The following is a 17,562-nucleotide window of genomic DNA, read 5'->3' on the forward strand; positions in this document are numbered from 1 at the left end:
CCGCCTATTTAGCGGCGTCTTTTAAACTTTCTCTAAAACTCAACAAAACACCGCCGCATCAGCCTATAAGTTTTGCACAGTTAAAAAGCTCTTTCGTGTACGGATGACGCGGAGCTTTTAGTATCTGTTCGACGGAACCAGTTTCTACGATTTCCCCCTTATACATGACGGCGATACGGTCGGCCATATAACAGACGACGTTCAGATTATGCGAAATAAACAGATATGTCAAAGAAAACTGTTTTTGAAGTTTTTTTAGAAGATCCAAAACCTGAGCCTGTATCAACACATCCAACGATGAAACAATTTCGTCACAGACGACAAACTTGGGGTTCAAGACCAAAGCCTGCGCGATCGCTACCCTTTGCCTCTGCCCGCCGGAAAGGGTTTCGGGGCGTCTGTCTTTCATAAAAGGATCGAGCCCTACGTTCTCCATTATCCTCGCTACAAGTTCTTCGCGTTTTTCTTTCGTATTTTTTATTCCGTGAATATCAAGGCCTTCACGAATAAGAAACGAAAGCTTTTTTTTACCGTCGATCGCAGAATACGGATCCTGAAAAACAATCTGGCAGTTTCTTCTGAAATTTTTGCGCTCCTTTCGGTCAAACTTTGCGGTGTCTTTTCCGTAAAAGAAAACGCGTCCGTCTGAGGGTTCTAAAAGATCCAAAAGCATGTAGCCCAATGTCGTCTTTCCGCAGCCCGATTCCCCTACAAGGCCGAAAGTTTCTCCTTCATTTATGGACAGCGAAACGTCTTTTACGGCCGTATTTTTTTTACCGAATCGGCTTACATAGGTCTTATGGAGGTGTTCGCAGCGTATAACCGTATTATTTTTCATACATCCTCAAGAACATTGTGAAGATGACAGTACGCTTTGTGAACGCCCATACCCGCCCCTGCCGCATTTGAATTTCTGCGATAGCATACGTCCTTTGCAGACGGCCATCTTTCATACAGATACGACTGATCTTCCGGCCGGAAATCTATGGGAGGCACAAAACCTTGTATCTGCGTCAATTCGGTATTTCTTTTTTCGGCAGAAGGCAGAGCTTTTAAAAGAGCCTTTGTGTAAGGGTGTACGGGATTTTCAAGCACATCTTTTGTGCCGCCGCATTCGAGAATAGAGCCTGCGTACATTATGTAAACCCGCGTACAGAATTTTTTTACAAGAGCAATGTCATGGGATATAAATAAGATGGAAGTTTTAAATTCTTCGTTTATCTTGCAGAGCAAGTTCATTATCTGCAGCTGAGTAGTAGCATCAAGCGCAGAAGTCGGTTCGTCGGCAATGAGAAGCTCGGGTTCGTTCATCAAGGCAGAGGCTATCATAATACGCTGGCGCTGTCCACCGGAAAGTCTGAACGGGTAATCATCATACATGTGCTTTGCATCCGAGAGATTTACTTCTTCCATGAGGTGCAGCGCCTTTTTTTTTGCAGACGCCTTGTCAAAACCGTGAACGATTCCCGCTTCTGCGATCTGCCGACCTACCTTTACCAGAGGATCAAGAGACGTCATAGGCTCTTGGAAAATCATTGAAACGTTTTTTCCGCGAAAGGAATCCCACTGTTTCCGTGAAAAAGAAAGCACGTCCCTGCCGGAAAGTTCTATCCGCCCGCTTATCATCGCGTCTTCGGGCTGCAGCCCCATACAGCTTAAAGCCGTCAGAGTTTTTCCGCAGCCGGACTCCCCTACGAGAGCGGTTATTTCTCCCCTAAAAACTTCAAGAGAAATATTTTTTACGGCGTAAGCCTTGCGGCCTCTCATCATAAATGAAAGCGAAAAATCTTTTACATCGAGGATCTTTTCAAAACTCATCTGTGCGCTTCCCGCACGGAAGTTATTCCGTCGCTTATAAGAGTAAAACCCGTAACGAGAAGGACTAAAAAAACGGCAGGGACTATTATCAACCAAGGAGCCGAAAAAATAAAATTCTGTGCGTCGCTTAGCATCTTTCCGAAGCTCGCGTACGGCGGCTCAACTCCAAGCCCCAGATAACTTAATCCCGCTTCGTTCATGATCGAAACGGCAAAACTCAAAGAATATGTGATAAGCAATTCGGCGTAAATATTCGGCAATATGTGCATAAAAATTATGCGAAAAGGTGAAGCTCCCCGCGCTCTTTCCGCAAAAACTAAGGCGGAATCGCGATATTTTATAAAACCGCTTCTCGAAATGCGTGCAAAACGAGGAAGGTTCATTATGCTGAGGGCCAAAACGGTGTTGCAAAGCCCATTGCCCAAAACCGCGACAAGCATTAGCGCAAGCAAAATTCCGGGAAAGGCCATGAGCAAGTCTATGAATTTGCCGGTCACGGCGTCAGCCTTTCCGCCGAAAAATCCTCCGGCGGCGCCTATCGCCGTTCCCAAAACAAGTCCCGCACCTGAAGCGGTAAATCCTATAAAAAAAGAAATTCTAAGCGAAACCGATATTCTGCATGCAACGTCGCGCCCAAGTCCGTCCGTTCCCAAAATATGTTTTGCCGAAAAAAAGCTCAGTTTTTTTGCTATGTCTACGCCGTTAGGATCGTAAGGAAGATAAAACAGTCCTATAAGCATAAAGATAAAAAGAAAAGCGACTATAAATGCGCCCGCTATGATTTTTATGTCGGAAAAAACCGCCTTCATGCTTTGGAACCCCTCAAGCGTATGCGCGGATCTATGATCGAGTACAGTATGTCAATAAAAAAATTGCACAAGACAACGACGACCGAAAGATACAGCGCCAATCCCTGTATTAAAGGAAAATCTCTGGAATATATGGACGAAGCGAGCATCCGCCCTATTCCCGGAAGAGAAAAAATATTTTCAACTATAATGCTTCCGCCTAAAATTTCCGAAACGAGCATTCCCAAAACGGTTATAACGGGAATAAGCGAATTGCGTAGAACATGATTGACAAGGACGGCTCTTTCTCCCATGCCCTTGCTGCGCGCAGTGCGCACATAGTCTTTGCCGAGCTGGGCAAGCACGCTTGAGCGCATGTAACGTACCAATATCGAAGCGCTCCCGAATGCAAGCGAAATCGAAGGCAAAAAAAGCGATTTAAGACAGGCGACGGGATTTTCAGAAAAAGGCACGTATCCCATGGAAGGAAAAATCTTTAACTTTACTGAAAATACGACAATAAAAAAGACTGCGGCGCAAAATGCAGGAACGGAAACTCCCAACTGCGCCAAAACGCTTACGGGAAAAGAAAATTTCTTTTTGTCGTGAGCGGCAAGCCATATGCCCGCCGGTATTCCCACGGCTGCAGTGATTATCAATACTAAAAGCGAAAGCTGGAATGTAACGGTAAAAGCGCCGAAAACTATCGCATTTACGCTTTTTTGATACCTGAAAGACTGCCCCATATCTCCTTTAAGCAAATTTTTTATCCACAGAAAATAACGAACGGGCGCGGAATACTCCAAGTTCATTGAAGCGCGCAAATTTTCAAGCTGAACGGGATCGGCGTCCAAGCCTAAAATAGCGGCGGCGGGATCACCCGGCAGCACTTGAAACACGGCGAATGTAATTACGGAAATAAGAAAGACCGTCGTCAAAAAACCGGCCGCTTTTCTAAAGTAGTAAAACAATTACGTTCCTCGCCTATTCATAATACCAGACGGAAAAATCAATAAACGTAAAGGGGTAAAACGTGTATCCGTGAAGGTCTTTTCGTGAAGCTACGATCAAACTCGGATCGCAGATAAAAACGGAAGCGGCGTTTTCGGTCATGATCTTTTGGCATTCCTTATACATGGAAATACGTTTTTCAAGATCGGTTTCAATAAGAGCGGAAGCCAGAGTTTTATCAAAATCGGGATTCTTAAATCTTATAAAATTGCGCCTGTTTTCAGACTCGTAGCGTGCAAGAATATCGTTAGGTTCGATCTTGCCTTGAAAGGCGATGACGGTAGCCTCATACAGGGCTTTGCCGTAAACCCTGTCAAGCCATGAAGCCCATTCCGTCATACGTATATTCGCGCGTATATTAACTCTCGCAAGCTGGCTTACGATTATTTCAGCGGCGCGCACATGAGGTTCGTAATTTGACGGAACGGTTATAGTCAAATCAAAACCGTCGGCGTATCCCGCTTCTTTTAAAAGCGCTTTGGCTTTTTCAACGTCAAAATTATAGCAGGACGAAAGAGCGTCGTTGTAGTAAATTTTAAAAGCCGGGCTGAAATTCGTGTAAAGCTCGTCCGCAAAGCCCGCCCATACTCCGTCTATAATATCCTTTTTGTTAATCGCATAATTCAACGCCTGCCGCACGCGGATATCTTTAAAAGGGCCGTACTCATTGTTTAAAGCCAAAAGCTGAACCATGTTTTGAGCGCAGGAAAAAATATTGTAATCGGAACTTAAAAGTTTTGCATCGTTGCCGTTGATAAAATACGCAATGTCGAGCTGACCGGATCGAAGAGCCGAAATCACGGAAGCGGGGTTTGTCATTATGTAGACTTCAACCATGTCCACCTTAGGTTTGTCATCGTAATACGCGTCGTTCTTTTCAAAAACAATTTTTTGCCCGGGAACGTACGAAACGAATTTGAACGGTCCCGTTCCTACAGGTTTTTCCGCTTGAGCCGTATAGCCTTCGGGCAATATCGCGCTCCGGCACAAGGCTAAAAACGATGCGTCAGGCTTGGAAAGCTCCGCCGTAAACGTGTAATCGTCCGGCGCGGAAACGGCGCGTACAGAAGAGAATTTATTTGAAACAGGTTTTTTACCGTCAAGCCCCGAAAAACGATTGTAGCTGTATAAGACGTCGCGGGCCGTCAGTTTTTGCCCGTTATGAAACACTACGTTTTTTTTAAGGTTGAACGTATACGTAAGTTTATCTTCGGAAATATTGAAATCGCTTGCGATGCAGGGAAGCAGTTCGCCTGAAGGCGACGAGCGCAAAAGTCCTTCAAAAACATTTGAAAACACAGACACGGTATCGGCGGCGGCGGACTGCCACGGATCAAGGCTGTCCGGTTCCGAACTTATATTTATCCGCACGACGGACGGCGTATTTTTTTTGTTTTCCGTATTTTTTGCATTTCTTGCGCCTTTTTCATTTTTTGCGCAGGAATAAAACAAAAGCGACAGAATTCCGAACAAAAAAATAAACTTTTTCATAACCGAATGATAGCGAAAAAACGGCATAAACTCAAGTTTGCCGCAGGTTGCGCCATATGGCTGCGCGCATGATTGCGCCATATGGCTGCACACATGGTTGCGCCGCATAGTTCTCCGCGCAGCATAGGAACTTTTCACGGCACACAGGCGCCGGATGAGTTTTTCTTTTATTTGAAAAAAACCTGAATCCGGTTTATAATTTATTAACATACCGATAAAAAGCCTTTGTCTGCGCCTTGTTTTGGCGGTGGGCGCCGGTTTTAATGTTCTTTGCAGGCGTAAAGGCGTAAAACATTGTTTGGAGGTTTTTATGAAAAAGCCCGCTCTTGTTACGGTTTTTGTATCGGCCGTTTTTTTGCTTTTTACATCGTGCAGCAATTTGTTTCAGGCTCTCGGAATTGAAAACAGCTCGGGAAAAGGGTCTTTAAGAGTTGTTTTGCCCCAATCTTCACCCCAAGCGGAAAGAAGCGCCGCAGGAGCTTCAAGGCTTGCGGTAAATGTGAATGTTATTAACACATATGTCATAACATTAAGCAAAGACAACTTTGTAGAGGAGAAGATCGCCTTTGGAGGATCGTCAGTGACATTTTCGGATCTCGAAGAAGGAACCTATATAATAAGCGGATACGGCTACGCCTACAACGACCATGATCATGTGAACCCGCTTGCTTCCGGCAGAACCGAAATCAAAGTCTCAGCGGGAAAAACCACGAACGCAGCCTTTCCCCTGTATACGCCTCCACCGCCGATCGTTCTGTGGGATTGTACAATCTCTGGCAGTGATATGAATGTATACATCGCAGACACAGCGTCCTTGCCGCAGTACAGTCCGTTGAGCCCTGTTTCTAAATCGCCGAATATATTGGAATTTGACGCGGCAAGAAATTTATATACCCATGACAGCTTTTTGTCAGCCGCTTCAGGGTACGAAAAAGAGCTTTCGTTTGTGGACGATAATGGTAACTCGTTAGAGTTTAGCCATATTTACTGTTCCGAGGACAATGTTTTATTTATGGTCGTAGGCTCCAAAGAACTGCATTTCTTTAATCCTTATTATAAAAATGATGACGAAAGATTGGTAGCAAAAGAAATTACCGGCGATCCAATAAATTTAGGCAACGTATTTATTGCAGTTTCAAGGTTAAAACTTACCACGGAAACGGAAGGTTCAAGGTTTTTGTATACGGTAGCATATGATAAAACTAACCTAATTTTCATCAACACTTATAAAATTACTCGGAATCATCATGGCGAGTTAGAGGTAAAAGCTGAGCAGCAGTCGCCACCAATCCCGCTCGGAACCGGCGGCTACGGGCTTGAGGCTATTAACAAAAAACCTAACGATCCTTCTATTACTATTTATCCCACAGAAGAGCGAAAGGTTACGGACGTGCGCATACATGAAAATGATATGTACATTCTGTTTTCTTATACCTACGAATCCGATGATGATTATTATCCAGACAAGGACAATAATAATTATGTGTCCTCAGGCGCGCTTTTAAAAGTTAAATTGGATCCCATTAACGGCACGCCTGCTCCCGCCGGAGATTTCGGCAATAGTGGCGCCTTGGGCTGGACATATGAATTAATAAATTCCTCTCCCTTTATTGTTAAAGTGAATGGTCATGATAAAAATTTATATGGACAGTGGCCCAGCGATGAAAACAGGGGCTTTTTCGGGCCGCAGAAAATACTCGCTTTAAAATCAAAGAAGATATGGATAGCGGACGACGGTTCTATTTATGACAAAGATGCACCAAATGAAGCAGTTCCTGAAAACGGAAATATTGTGCAAAAAGACCGTGTAGTCGTAGTGGATCTTGAAAGAGAAAGTTTTGAAAGCGTTTACTCGTTTGACGGAATAGGTTTTTCAAACACTGTAAAAGGAAGCGGCTTTTAATAATTAAGACAGACTGCGGCGCGCGGCATAGCATTCCCGCCTGCCTGCACCGCCCTTTTTGTGCGCCGGTTAAAACGCGCTTTTGACTGATTGCTAAAAGCGCCGGCGAGCGAAAATTTGTTTACATTCCGGTACAAACCTTAGCGGACAAACGTACAAAAACGCACGCTGTTTTAAAGGGTCAAATTTTCATATCAGACCTTTGTTTACCGCTTCCATCAAAAAATCATTTAACTTGGTTTGCCAGCCTTTACCCATTGCCTTGAAGTGATCAACAAGATATTTGCTTAATCTAATTGAGACTTGCTCTCTTTTAGGCTTAAAGTACTGCGGGTATCTAGGTTTAAAGCCTGTAAAATCCGTAATTTCGGGAATGTCTGAAAAATCAATTTGATTATCGGGGATGGAATTTTTTTCACATTCAGCAATAATTTTTTCTAAGTTCATCATAATAAAATCTCCTTTCTTTTGAGTCAGCATAACGGGCACTTATAATTCTTTGACGGCCATTCTTTGGAGTATATATAATAAACAAGATAATCTGTGTTTTTATTCTCCCGATAATTTTATATCGAGTTTCTTCAAGGCTTGAATTTTCTTTGTCTATAGATTCTATTGCAAAACTGTCATTAAAAGCGCCTCTTTCGCATGTCTAAATTGTATTTCTTTTATGTATTTTTGTCAAATTCTTTTACATAGTTGCCGCCGCCCGCACAGCATGTCAGCACCCCGTGTTTGCGCGGGCACGACAAATACGCCGGATCTATAAAAGCGCAAAGAAAGGCGGACAGCGGCAGCTTACGATGAGCCGCTATGACAGGCTGAACCTGAGCGAGGAAAATATTCGGCAAAAAAGATTTCGACCGCCTTAAAAAAGCAGGAAAGTTTTTTTTTTAATACAACCGGGAACCTTTAAAAACTGCAGTTTTTAAAGGTTCCCTATTTAGAGAAGAAAATGTACGATAAGTTTTTATTTAGTGCGCGAGAGCGTTCCGACGATGTTCAAAACGTTATTTTTAAAAGTGAATTTCACATTTCCATCATAGTGATACGCGGCTTCGGGACTGAAAGCGTCGGCTTCAAAGGGGAGTTTGTTCCAATCCAGATCGGCCATATTGCTTGCGTCTCCGCCCTTTTTAAGGTATTCGGGTTTGATCACAAAGCCGTCGTCTTTTTTATCGGTAACGTTTTTTGCGATCTTAGATCCGGTTAACAAATTGAAGTTTCCCTTTTTATCGGTTTTCAATTCAAACGCATTCGTTTTGCGGATAAAGCGCACGGTAATGACGCCCGCATCGTCCGTAACTTTAAGAGCGTGGCTCTTTACAAACGAACCGTCCGCAATCGCAAACAAAAACACGCTGCGCAGACCGGAAGGCATCGAAGCTTTTCTGGCGTCCGCAGGTTCTGCAAAACGGACGGCGTTAAAAGCCTTTGTAGAGCCCTTTAAGCTCGCTCCGGACGCTGCGTCGAATTTGTCCTGAACGGTTTGAGTTCCTACCGTCCACTTAAAATAATCGGCGTCGTGATTTTTTAAGGCGAGATCCATTCTGTAATCAATCTTTACGTCCGTCGCCGGATCGGCGGCGGCAAATGAAAGCGCCGCTATTAAAAACACAGCCGAAAAGACACAAGTAATTGTGATTTTTTTCATAAACATCTCCTGTAAAATAAAGATTTTGCTATTTCCACCCTATCCTATTATGCAAAAAGTAAGAGCTTGAAATATGCGATTACGTTATAGCGAATTTTGTAAATGTTAGCAATAGGTAACTTTTGTAAAACGCAACTTCCGTCCGCCGCAAAAACTGTCGACGCAATGCGAAAACTTGCATTATATGAATATCTTTTCTATACTTTAAGCAATGAAAGTTCAATTACTTATAATAGACACACAGTTTGATTTTTGCGATCCTGAAGGCGCATTATACGTACCCGGAGCGGAAAAGGACTGCCGTTGCCTTGCCGATTTTATAGACAAAAACGGCAGAGCCTTGGATAAAATTCATGTGACCATGGACGCGCATCTTCCGTATCACATAGCGCATCCGCTTTTTTGGAAAACAAGGGACGGTAAACATCCCGATCCTTTTACGGTCATCACGTCGGAAGATATTGCAAACAAGAAATTCTTACCGGCCGAAACGGCATACGCCGAATACGCGTCATACTATGTTTCGGAACTGGAAAGAAAAGGCAAGTATAAACTCTGTATATGGCCGCCGCACTGTCTCATAGGTTCTATAGGACAGACGTTGGAAAAAAATGTCTTTTACGCGCTAAAGAGATGGCAGGAAGACAACATAGGAAAAACGGTCGATTATGTTGCAAAGGCCACGTCTCCCTTCACCGAACAATACAGCGCGATTCAGGCGGAAATTCCGATAAAAAACGATCCGTCGACCGGGCCGAATAAAAAACTGATAGAAGATCTGGGATCCGCAGACCGGATTATTGTTGCAGGAGAAGCGCTTTCTCACTGCGTGGCAAACACCGTCCGCGATCTTTTAAAATACATAGAACCGTCCCGGTTTACGCTTTTGACGGATTGCTCTTCAAGCGTCGGCGGTTTTGAAGACGAAGGCGGCGCCTTTGTCGAAGAAATAAAAAAATCCGGCGCAGAGACGGCGACATCGGACATACGTTTGTAGCAGCGCGCGCGATCATGCAACAGAGGGCGATAATACGATCATGCGATTCACCGTCGCACGAAAATTTTCTTTATTTTTTTATGATAAAACGATCTGAGCGCTTCCAAAAAAACGTACGGAAAATACAAAAAACTTAACGGCACGTCCATCGAACCGGGTCTGTGTATTATTTTTCCGCCGAAGCCGGTCTTAAATCTGTAAAGCCCGTGCATGGGGTGACGTTCGTCGTCGGACGGCGGCATGCCGTAAAGATCGTAAAAAGCACTGCCGTACTTTTTTGCGTCGTTTATAGCCCTCCATTGTAAAAGATAAGAGGGCATAAAATTTCTTTTTTTATTACCGGAAGCGCCGTATAAATAAACCGCCTCTCTTTTACAGAAAAGCACGATTATCGCCGCAAGAGGTTCGCCCGCACCGTATTTGCCGTTCTCTCCTAATCTGGCATCGACGCAGTTACAACCGCCCGGAGAACGGCCGTCTTCACGGCTTTCACGGTCGGCGACGCAGTTACCCTCGCCGTCGTCCACACTCGCTATATAAAGGCGAACGTCGGGCGCATTCGATTCGGACGCTGAAAGCGACAATAGATCTTTGTAATAAGACTTTAAATGAATTTCAATGCCGTCGCGCGACGCAGTAGTTTTATAAAGGTCGTAAAAAATATCCAAGGCCTCGTCGAAATCCGCGTCTTTTGCGGAAAAAACTTTTACTCTTACGCCTTTTTTTTCCGCAAGGCGAATATTGTAACGCCACTTGGAATGCATTTCGGAAAGGATGCTTTCGACGGATTTTGAAAGGTCAAGTATAACGGTGTCGGGCGGCTGAACGTCTATTCTTGATTTTTTCAGTTTAAGGCGTTCGGCAAAAGCAAGATTCTTTAATGACCTAACATAAAGATCTCTGTCGCCTATCGCATAAAAGTCTACAGGAATATCGTAGCGTACGCACAGAGTATTTTTGGGCAAATACCGTTTTAAGGCTAAAACAAGTTCTACTAAAAAATAAGCATATCCGACCGTTTTATTTGCGTCCGCCGATGACAATGAAGATGATGACGATAGGTCAATATTTTGCGTAAATTCGGGAATCTCAGGCGCAAGGGGTATATAAACGAGCGTAAAGTGTAAAAATAAAAACCTGAATTCCCTAAAAAGCAGTGAAACCCTGCATCCAACTTCCCTTGCGTTTGTGCTTTTTTCGGGGGGCATGCCGTTTGACGCCGCGCCGTTTACCGTCGCAGTCACCGCAAGTTTCTTGTTTTTCCACCCGTGCCGGCTTTTAAAACGCGCCCAAAACGGCGATTGCAAAAAACGGAGATTCAAACAGTCGCTTGTATCCTCGTTTTCATTTATTTCATTTATCGTAAACGAGTACACGCCTAGTGCACTCCGCCGTTACAGGTCGCCTGCGTCAAAATCGGCTTGCCGTCCGCAAGGAGTTTTACGCCGTTTATTCCGACTGCATGGTCCTCTACGTTTATTTCAATTTTAAAGAATTCGGCGGCGTCGATCTGTTCAGGTTTTACAAAATCAGGATCGGCTCCTTCAAGTATTACGGACGTTCCGGGTTTAGCCCACGGAGCGGTTACGAGTTCTACGGCTTCTTTACCGTCGGGAGTTTTGTAATCCGCCGCAAGGAGCATTCCTCGGCTTTCAACCCCGCGCATTTTACGCGGTTTAAGATTATCCACAAGGATTATATGCTGACCGAGAATCTGATCGGGTTTAAGATAAGGAACCAGTCCGCTTTGAATTACGCGGTCGTTTCCGCTTCCGTCATCCAAATGTTCAATATACAATTTGTCGGAATCGGGATTGGGCTCTACGGAAATAACTTTTGCAACTTTTAACGAAATATTTTTGTTAAAATGCGAGGGCTGATCTTTCGCGGGTAAAACTTCATCGTCCTTTTGAACCGGCGCCTTCGCTTGAGTTTTTGACTGCTGAGTGGCGTTAGGGTTCTGAACGTCTTTTCTTACGCCGGAATAGCGTTCGCGGTAAGAATCTACAGCCTTATTGTCAAGAGGAGAAAAATAAACTTCCGTCGCAAAAACATTATTTAAGCCCGAAGTCTTTCCCAGATCCGTCCACGACAACAGATCGTCGTTCGATAAGGCGCCATTGTCGCAGCCTTCCTTTAAGTCTCCGCCGCAGTGTGCCCGGCCGCCGCAGCGCAAGGCCGTTCCGCCCGACTGAGAAGCCGACTCAGGGCGCACGCCGGATCCGCTAAAGTTCACATCGCCTGACATCGTCCGGTCGTATATCCGCTTACCCAAAAATGAAGCAACTTTTTGGGCGTACTGAGGCAAATACGGGTGCAGCATTATGATCAGATCTTTAATCACATAACAAAGATTATGAATAAGCTTGGCGGCTTTTTCGGGATCGCTGTTGCGGGTTTTCCACGGTTCTCCGGCCTGAAAAGCCTTGTTTGCAATATCGCTTATGGCAAATATTTCATGGAAAGCGTCTTTTAATTCCGCCCATTCCAAAAGCTCGGTTATTTTATTTTCTTTTTCTCTTACCGAAGTCCACAGATCTTCGTCGACAGGAGCGTCGGGAATTTTTCCTTCGTAATACTTGTTTACAAACAGCAAAGTACGGTTTACAAGGTTTCCCAAATTACCTATCAGTTCGCCGTTGTATTTTTCCTGAAAATCTTTCCACGTAAACTGAGTGTCGGCTTTTTCGGGTCTATTGTAAAAGATATAAAAACGCCACGCGTCCGCCGGAATTCCCGACTCTTCGGCATCGCTTCCGAAAACCCCTATGCCCTTCGATTTGCTGAATTTTCCGCTTTCATAGTTTAAGTATTCGGTAGAACTCATGTGATAAAGTTTTGTCCACGAGCGGCCGCTGCCTATGAGGCTTGACGGAAAGATAACCGTATGAAACGGAATATTGTCTTTTCCTATGAACTGAAACAAGTCTACGCTCGACTTTTCTTCGGCATCTTCAGATTCTTCGGGAAGCCACCACGATTTCCAGTCAAAACTTTTTTTACCTTCGCTTTTAAGACAGTCGGCAAGAGATTTTGTGATAGATATATAGCCTATCGGAGCGTCGAACCAAACATAAAAAACCTTGCTTTCAAATCCTTTTTTAGGAACGGGGATGCCCCATTTCAGATCACGGGTAATAGCTCTTTCTTTTAGTCCGTCGCGAAGCCACGCCCTCGTCATCTGTACGGCGTTTGAAGCCCAAGAACCTTTAACGGCGGCTTCTTCCATCCATTTTTGATATTTAGGCTGAATTTTTGGGAGATCTATGTACAGGTGCTTGGTTTCGCGGATTTCAGGAGCGGAAGCGCACGTAGAACATTTGGGAGCTTTCAAATCCGAAGGATCGAGCAGGCTTCCGCAGTGCTCGCACTGGTCTCCTCTTGCGTCTTCGTATCCGCACTTAGGACAGGTTCCCCTGACGTACCTGTCGGCCAAAAAACGGTTGCACTTGGGGCAATAAAGCTGCTTTGAAACGTGTTCCGTTATGTAACCGTTTTTATCAAGATCTTTAAAAATCGATTGAGTTATTTCCGTCTGCTGCGGGGTTGAAGTGCGCCCGAAGTGATCGAAGGCAATTCCGAACCAGCTGTAGATATCCTTGTGTATAGCGTGATAATAGTCGCACAGTTGTTGAGGCGATTTTTTTTCTTCAAGAGCACGAGTCTCAGTCGCCGTACCGTATTCGTCTGTGCCGCATACGTAAAGAGTTTTATATCCTCTGCTGCGGCAAAACCGCGCAAAAACATCTGCCGAAAGCACTTGGATCAAGTTGCCCAGATGAGGAACATTGTTCACGTACGGCAAGGCGGAAGTGATTAATCGTTTATTCATATTTTATGATTATAAATTTTATGCATTGCTTGGTCAATGAACGCAAGGCGGCGTCAGGACAGCGGAAATCGCCGTTTGAGCGGGACAGGACATGCCGTTTGCGCAGGGAACTTTGCACTCGTTGCAAGTCAGCCGCGACTGCAGGTTATCCGCCAACGACGATGAGCCGCCCCGCTCCTATGTGCACCGTATTTGAAAAGATAAAAAGATTTTGAAGGAAAATAGTAATTTTTTACAGTGCAAATACGTCAGATATGGAATATACTTCCTTCTTAATGATACTGAAAATTTCTTTAATACATTTGGTACTTCAATGTAATATTCCGGGTATCATTATGGCCTTTTCGCTCATCGTATTTATGCTGACAGCCAGGACAATGCAATCCCGAACGCTCATTAAATTTTTGCTTTTAACCTTGAGTGCCATCTTTCTTGTTTTTTCTGACATACTGGAATACACACTTAATTTATGTAAAAAGCCTACGGTTTGGGAATATATAGCCACGGCAACAGGATATTCAGTGCGCGTTGCAATTCCGCTCCTGCTCGCCACTATAATTTACGGAAAAAAGTCAAAAATTTTAAAGTTGATGTCCGTTCCGCTGTTTATAAATTCGTTTTTGGCATACATAAGCGTACACACGCACTGGATGTTTTATTATACCGATCAGAATATTTTTCACGGAGGGCCTTTAAAGCTTACGCCGTTCATAGTGGGTTTTTTCTACATAGTAGTGCTGCTGTATCTGTCGGTCAGACACCTTGTCTACAACATATGCGAATCGGTGATCAATTTTTCAGTGCTGGCCTGCAACGTTTTTTCATTGCTTTTGGAAGTGTTTTATGGATACAAATTCATACTTCCCGCAACGATAATCGTTTCCATTACGATATATTTTCTGCAGTATAACATAAACATGTATAAACAGGACGCTCTTACGGGACTTTTAAACAGGCGGTGTTTTTATTTGGCGCTGAACCGCATAAAAAATGAAAGAATCATAATAGTTTCCATGGACTTAAACGATCTGAAAAAAATAAACGACACGTACGGCCATGCGGCTGGAGACGTCGCCATAAAATTTACAGTCGACAGCATGAGAAAGGCGTTCAGAAAATGCGGAATTTTATACAGAACCGGCGGCGACGAATTTATTCTGTTGTGTAAAAACAAGGACAAATATACGGTGGAAAAAGCGGTAGGAACGCTCCGCGCTCTTATGAAAGACTCAGGCTACAAAGTCGCATGCGGTCTTCAGGAATACCTTCCCGGTACGAATATCGAAGAAGCAATTTCTTTAGCCGACGCCGAAATGTATAAAAACAAGGCGTTGCTGAAAGCTCAGAGCAAAATTGACGCATAAAAAGGGTCGGAAAATTTCTCGAAATTGAATGATCTGATTGAATAATCCGATTGATCGCTCTGCGCTGATCGATCGCTTAAGATGGGACAGAGCCGCAAACTTTTACTCTACGTTGCGCGCCTGTTCGCGTATATTTTCAAGAGCCTCTTTTGCTGAAACTACCATAGCGCTCACCTTTGCAAACTGGTTTTTACTTCCGATAGTGTTTATCTCCCTGTTTATCTCCTGGCATATGAAGTCTATCCTTTTTCCGGGAAAGTCCTCGTTTTCTATCTCGTTGTGAAGCGATAAAAGATGACTGCAAAAACGCACTACTTCTTCGTTTATCGTATACTTAACGATCATAGCCGCAACTTCAGCCATAATGCGCTGCTCGCTCAAGTCCGAAGCGCCGCTCTCCGCTCCCGCATAAGATCCCAAATCGGCCGGACTGCCGATAAGCTCTTTGAACTTCGAAGTGAGAAGATCTTTAAAATAAAGTTCCATTTTAGGCTGCCAGTCTTTAAAAAACGAAGCGGCCGAATCAAGTTTTTTAAGCTGTTCGGATAAATCTTTAAAAAGCTCGTTTCCTTCGCGTTTTTTATCGGCGGAAAACGCGTCCAAAGCTTGGGTAAAAACCGGCAAAATCAGATTCCAGTATTTTTCAACGTCGTATTTCTGATTCATGCTCAGGATTCCCGGCTGAGCCATCAGGGCGTCAAGGGGCACGTCTTTTTCATCTCTCCCTACGGCACAGGCTATGTCCCGCATAGCGTTGTAATACGCCCTCGCCGTTTCAATATCGGCAAAAACAGTACCGTTCGAACTGAAATTTTTTATGCGGACGGATACGTCCACCTTGCCGCGCCGCACGGATCGTAAAACCTCAGAGCGGAAATGGCTTTCAAGGCTGCCGAGATAAGGCGGTAAATTTACGGACAGATCCAAAAATCTGGAATTGACCGAACGTATTTCAACACAGACGTTCACTTCGTTTGTGGAAAGCTCTTTGTACGCATAACCTGTCATACTTGTCATATGATTCCCCTTAAATTCCGCATGAGGGACGCAACCTCAAACATCGGATTTTCCGGCGTCGCTAATACTTAGGCGACACGCTGTCAGCGGCATCACAGCGCAGATCTTCAAGTAATTTTTTTCCGATTTTCCAATTATCACCGGCTCCCATAGTAACAAAAAGATAACCTGAAGGATACTCTTTTCCCGGATCGGAGCGCAATTCCTCTAAAAGAAACGGCTCCGCATCAAGAATTTCTCTAAAGTAGTATACTTTTTTATACTTTTTTGCAGTAAGCGTATACAAATCTATACCATCTAAGATAAAACCTTTACCGTTTTCGCGAACTGATGCGTAAATTTTATGCAAGACTATCTCGTCCGCGCTGTCGAACGACGAAGCGAAGTCGTCCAAAAGCGCCGCCGTCCTAGAATACGTGTGCGACATAAAATCGACGATAATCTTCCGACCCTTATAGAATTCTCTGTAACCGGCGAGGGTCGTTTTAATCGCGGTGGGATGATGGCCGTAGTCGTCGATAAATATGACGGAATTGCCCGCCTTGTTTTTTACGCTTCCGACTATCTCGCTTCTGCGCCTGCCGCCTGTAAAGTTTGAAACACCCTTTGCTATTGAAAGAAAAAGATTTTCAGGCAGCGGGCGCGAAAAAAGCCCTGCATCTTTTAAAAGCTCACAACAAAGCGCAATAGCGGCAGAGGCGTTAAGAACCAAGTGCTTCCCAGGCACATACAATTTAAAATCCCCTATCCCCTCCACCGTAAAATTTCTGTACCCGTCGCCGAGATCTCCGAAAGAAAGCCTGTAGCCGCCTACGGCTTTTTCGCCGTAAGGAATAAATTCTATGTCAGGCCGGCGTTCTTTAGCAATCAAAGCGGCGGAAGCGGCGCCCTTGTCGTCCGCGCAATATATCAGTTGTCCGCCTGCAGGCAGTTTACATATAAAATCCACAAAAGCGTTTAAAATGTCTTCGTAAGTCGGGTAAAAATCCTGATGATCGCTTTCAACGCTGGTTAAAATAATTTTTTTTGGTGAAAAATCCATAAAATGTCTTTGATATTCGCAGGTTTCGGCGACAAAATATTTTTTTCCGGCCTGAGAGACGTCCGGCGGGAAACCGTTTGTCGTACCGCCCTCGGTGCCATCCGTGGAGGCAGCCGCTGCCGGCGAGCATTCCTTCGTCGAGCTCCTTGTCCGCTGGCTCGTAAACGTACACTTTCCTCCGAAAGAAGTTATTTCGGAGCCTGCAAGAACTTGAGACGCAAGCGGAAGCTGCATGAGTATCGTACCCACAAGACCTGTCGTAGTGGTTTTTCCGTGTACGCCGCATACGGCGCAGCCGTATGCGGTTTCCGATAGGCAGCCGAGCGCCTGTGAATAAAGCATTAGCGGCAATTTTCTTTTTACGGCTTCTTTAAGATCGGGATTTTTTAGCGGGTCGTAAGCGGAAGAATAGATCACAAAGCTGACGTCGTCCGTTATGTTTTTATCGGAAAAAGGAACAGGCTTTATGTGCAGCCGGTCTAAAATATCGTCGGTGTAAAAGCGTTCGCTTACGTCGCTTCCCGTAATGACGGCTCCCGATCCGTGAATTATTTCCGCCAAAGCGGTCATTCCTGTTCCTTTTATTCCCACAAAATGTATGTGAACCCCGTTCAGATCGGGAGGTAAATTTACTTTAGACATAAA

Annotated in this window: 14 protein-coding genes and 1 pseudogene; 3 read left to right on the plus strand and 12 right to left on the minus strand. The window is 44.5% G+C overall.

Annotated elements, in window-relative coordinates:
• Nucleotides 1-58: 58 nt before the first annotated feature.
• From HRI96_RS06580 to HRI96_RS06600, 5 genes are read right to left on the minus strand one after another with little or no spacing between them, the layout of a single operon-like run.
• Nucleotides 59-838 carry an ABC transporter ATP-binding protein gene (locus tag HRI96_RS06580; RefSeq protein WP_210116610.1) on the minus strand — a complete coding sequence of 260 codons (780 nt, stop codon included), beginning with the start codon at nucleotides 836-838 and terminating at the stop codon, nucleotides 59-61.
• Nucleotides 835-1,818: an ABC transporter ATP-binding protein gene (locus HRI96_RS06585; protein ID WP_210116611.1), complete on the minus strand. Its 984-nt coding sequence runs from the start codon at nucleotides 1,816-1,818 to the stop codon at nucleotides 835-837. The genes HRI96_RS06580 and HRI96_RS06585 overlap by 4 nt, the downstream gene beginning before the upstream one ends.
• On the minus strand, nucleotides 1,815-2,627 hold the full coding sequence (locus HRI96_RS06590) for an ABC transporter permease (RefSeq protein WP_210116612.1): 813 nt from the start codon (nucleotides 2,625-2,627) through the stop codon (nucleotides 1,815-1,817). The genes HRI96_RS06585 and HRI96_RS06590 overlap by 4 nt, the downstream gene beginning before the upstream one ends.
• Nucleotides 2,624-3,577, minus strand: coding sequence for an ABC transporter permease (locus tag HRI96_RS06595; RefSeq protein WP_210116613.1), 954 nt, complete (start codon nucleotides 3,575-3,577; stop codon nucleotides 2,624-2,626). The genes HRI96_RS06590 and HRI96_RS06595 overlap by 4 nt, the downstream gene beginning before the upstream one ends.
• Before the next feature lie 13 nt (nucleotides 3,578-3,590).
• A complete protein-coding gene (locus HRI96_RS06600; RefSeq protein ID WP_210116614.1) occupies nucleotides 3,591-5,108 on the minus strand; it encodes an ABC transporter substrate-binding protein in 1,518 nt (505 codons plus the stop codon).
• A 310-nt stretch (nucleotides 5,109-5,418) separates the two neighbouring features.
• Here HRI96_RS06600 and HRI96_RS06605 point away from each other — a divergent pair, with 310 nt between their 5' ends.
• Nucleotides 5,419-7,011: a hypothetical protein gene (locus tag HRI96_RS06605; RefSeq protein WP_210116615.1), complete on the plus strand. Its 1,593-nt coding sequence runs from the start codon at nucleotides 5,419-5,421 to the stop codon at nucleotides 7,009-7,011.
• Nucleotides 7,012-7,200: 189 nt separating this feature from the next.
• Here the strand turns inward: HRI96_RS06605 and HRI96_RS06610 are convergent, their stop codons facing one another.
• From HRI96_RS06610 to HRI96_RS06620, 3 genes and pseudogenes are all read right to left on the minus strand, one after another.
• A complete protein-coding gene (locus tag HRI96_RS06610; RefSeq protein WP_246473291.1) occupies nucleotides 7,201-7,461 on the minus strand; it encodes a BrnA antitoxin family protein in 261 nt (86 codons plus the stop codon).
• Nucleotides 7,433-7,636: pseudogene (locus tag HRI96_RS11925) on the minus strand (BrnT family toxin); the annotation flags it as partial. The gene HRI96_RS06610 and the pseudogene HRI96_RS11925, both read right to left, overlap by 29 nt.
• A gap of 345 nt (nucleotides 7,637-7,981) precedes the next feature.
• Nucleotides 7,982-8,665: a hypothetical protein gene (locus tag HRI96_RS06620; protein ID WP_210116616.1), complete on the minus strand. Its 684-nt coding sequence runs from the start codon at nucleotides 8,663-8,665 to the stop codon at nucleotides 7,982-7,984.
• A gap of 211 nt (nucleotides 8,666-8,876) precedes the next feature.
• Between HRI96_RS06620 and HRI96_RS06625 the strand changes: the two genes are divergently transcribed.
• A complete protein-coding gene (locus tag HRI96_RS06625) occupies nucleotides 8,877-9,662 on the plus strand; it encodes a cysteine hydrolase family protein (RefSeq protein WP_210116617.1) in 786 nt (261 codons plus the stop codon).
• A gap of 47 nt (nucleotides 9,663-9,709) precedes the next feature.
• Here HRI96_RS06625 and HRI96_RS11755 read toward each other — a convergent pair whose 3' ends face one another.
• Nucleotides 9,710-11,038, minus strand: coding sequence for a lipid II:glycine glycyltransferase FemX (locus HRI96_RS11755; RefSeq protein ID WP_256729173.1), 1,329 nt, complete (start codon nucleotides 11,036-11,038; stop codon nucleotides 9,710-9,712).
• A gap of 2 nt (nucleotides 11,039-11,040) precedes the next feature.
• Nucleotides 11,041-13,494, minus strand: coding sequence for a methionine--tRNA ligase (gene metG / locus HRI96_RS06635; RefSeq protein ID WP_256729174.1), 2,454 nt, complete (start codon nucleotides 13,492-13,494; stop codon nucleotides 11,041-11,043).
• 275 nt (nucleotides 13,495-13,769) lie between these two features.
• Between metG and HRI96_RS06640 the strand changes: the two genes are divergently transcribed.
• Nucleotides 13,770-14,858, plus strand: coding sequence for a GGDEF domain-containing protein (locus tag HRI96_RS06640; protein ID WP_210116618.1), 1,089 nt, complete (start codon nucleotides 13,770-13,772; stop codon nucleotides 14,856-14,858).
• Nucleotides 14,859-14,960: 102 nt separating this feature from the next.
• Here HRI96_RS06640 and HRI96_RS06645 read toward each other — a convergent pair whose 3' ends face one another.
• Together HRI96_RS06645 and HRI96_RS06650 are read right to left on the minus strand one after the other, a co-directional pair.
• Nucleotides 14,961-15,875, minus strand: a complete 915-nt coding sequence (locus HRI96_RS06645) for a YicC family protein (RefSeq protein WP_210116619.1) — start codon at nucleotides 15,873-15,875, stop codon at nucleotides 14,961-14,963.
• A 61-nt stretch (nucleotides 15,876-15,936) separates the two neighbouring features.
• Nucleotides 15,937-17,559, minus strand: a complete 1,623-nt coding sequence (locus HRI96_RS06650; RefSeq protein ID WP_210116620.1) for a UDP-N-acetylmuramate--L-alanine ligase — start codon at nucleotides 17,557-17,559, stop codon at nucleotides 15,937-15,939.
• Between the last annotated feature and the right edge of the window lie 3 nt (nucleotides 17,560-17,562).

This window comes from Treponema parvum (genome assembly GCF_017893945.1).
Taxonomy (GTDB): domain Bacteria; phylum Spirochaetota; class Spirochaetia; order Treponematales; family Treponemataceae; genus Treponema_D; species Treponema_D parvum_A.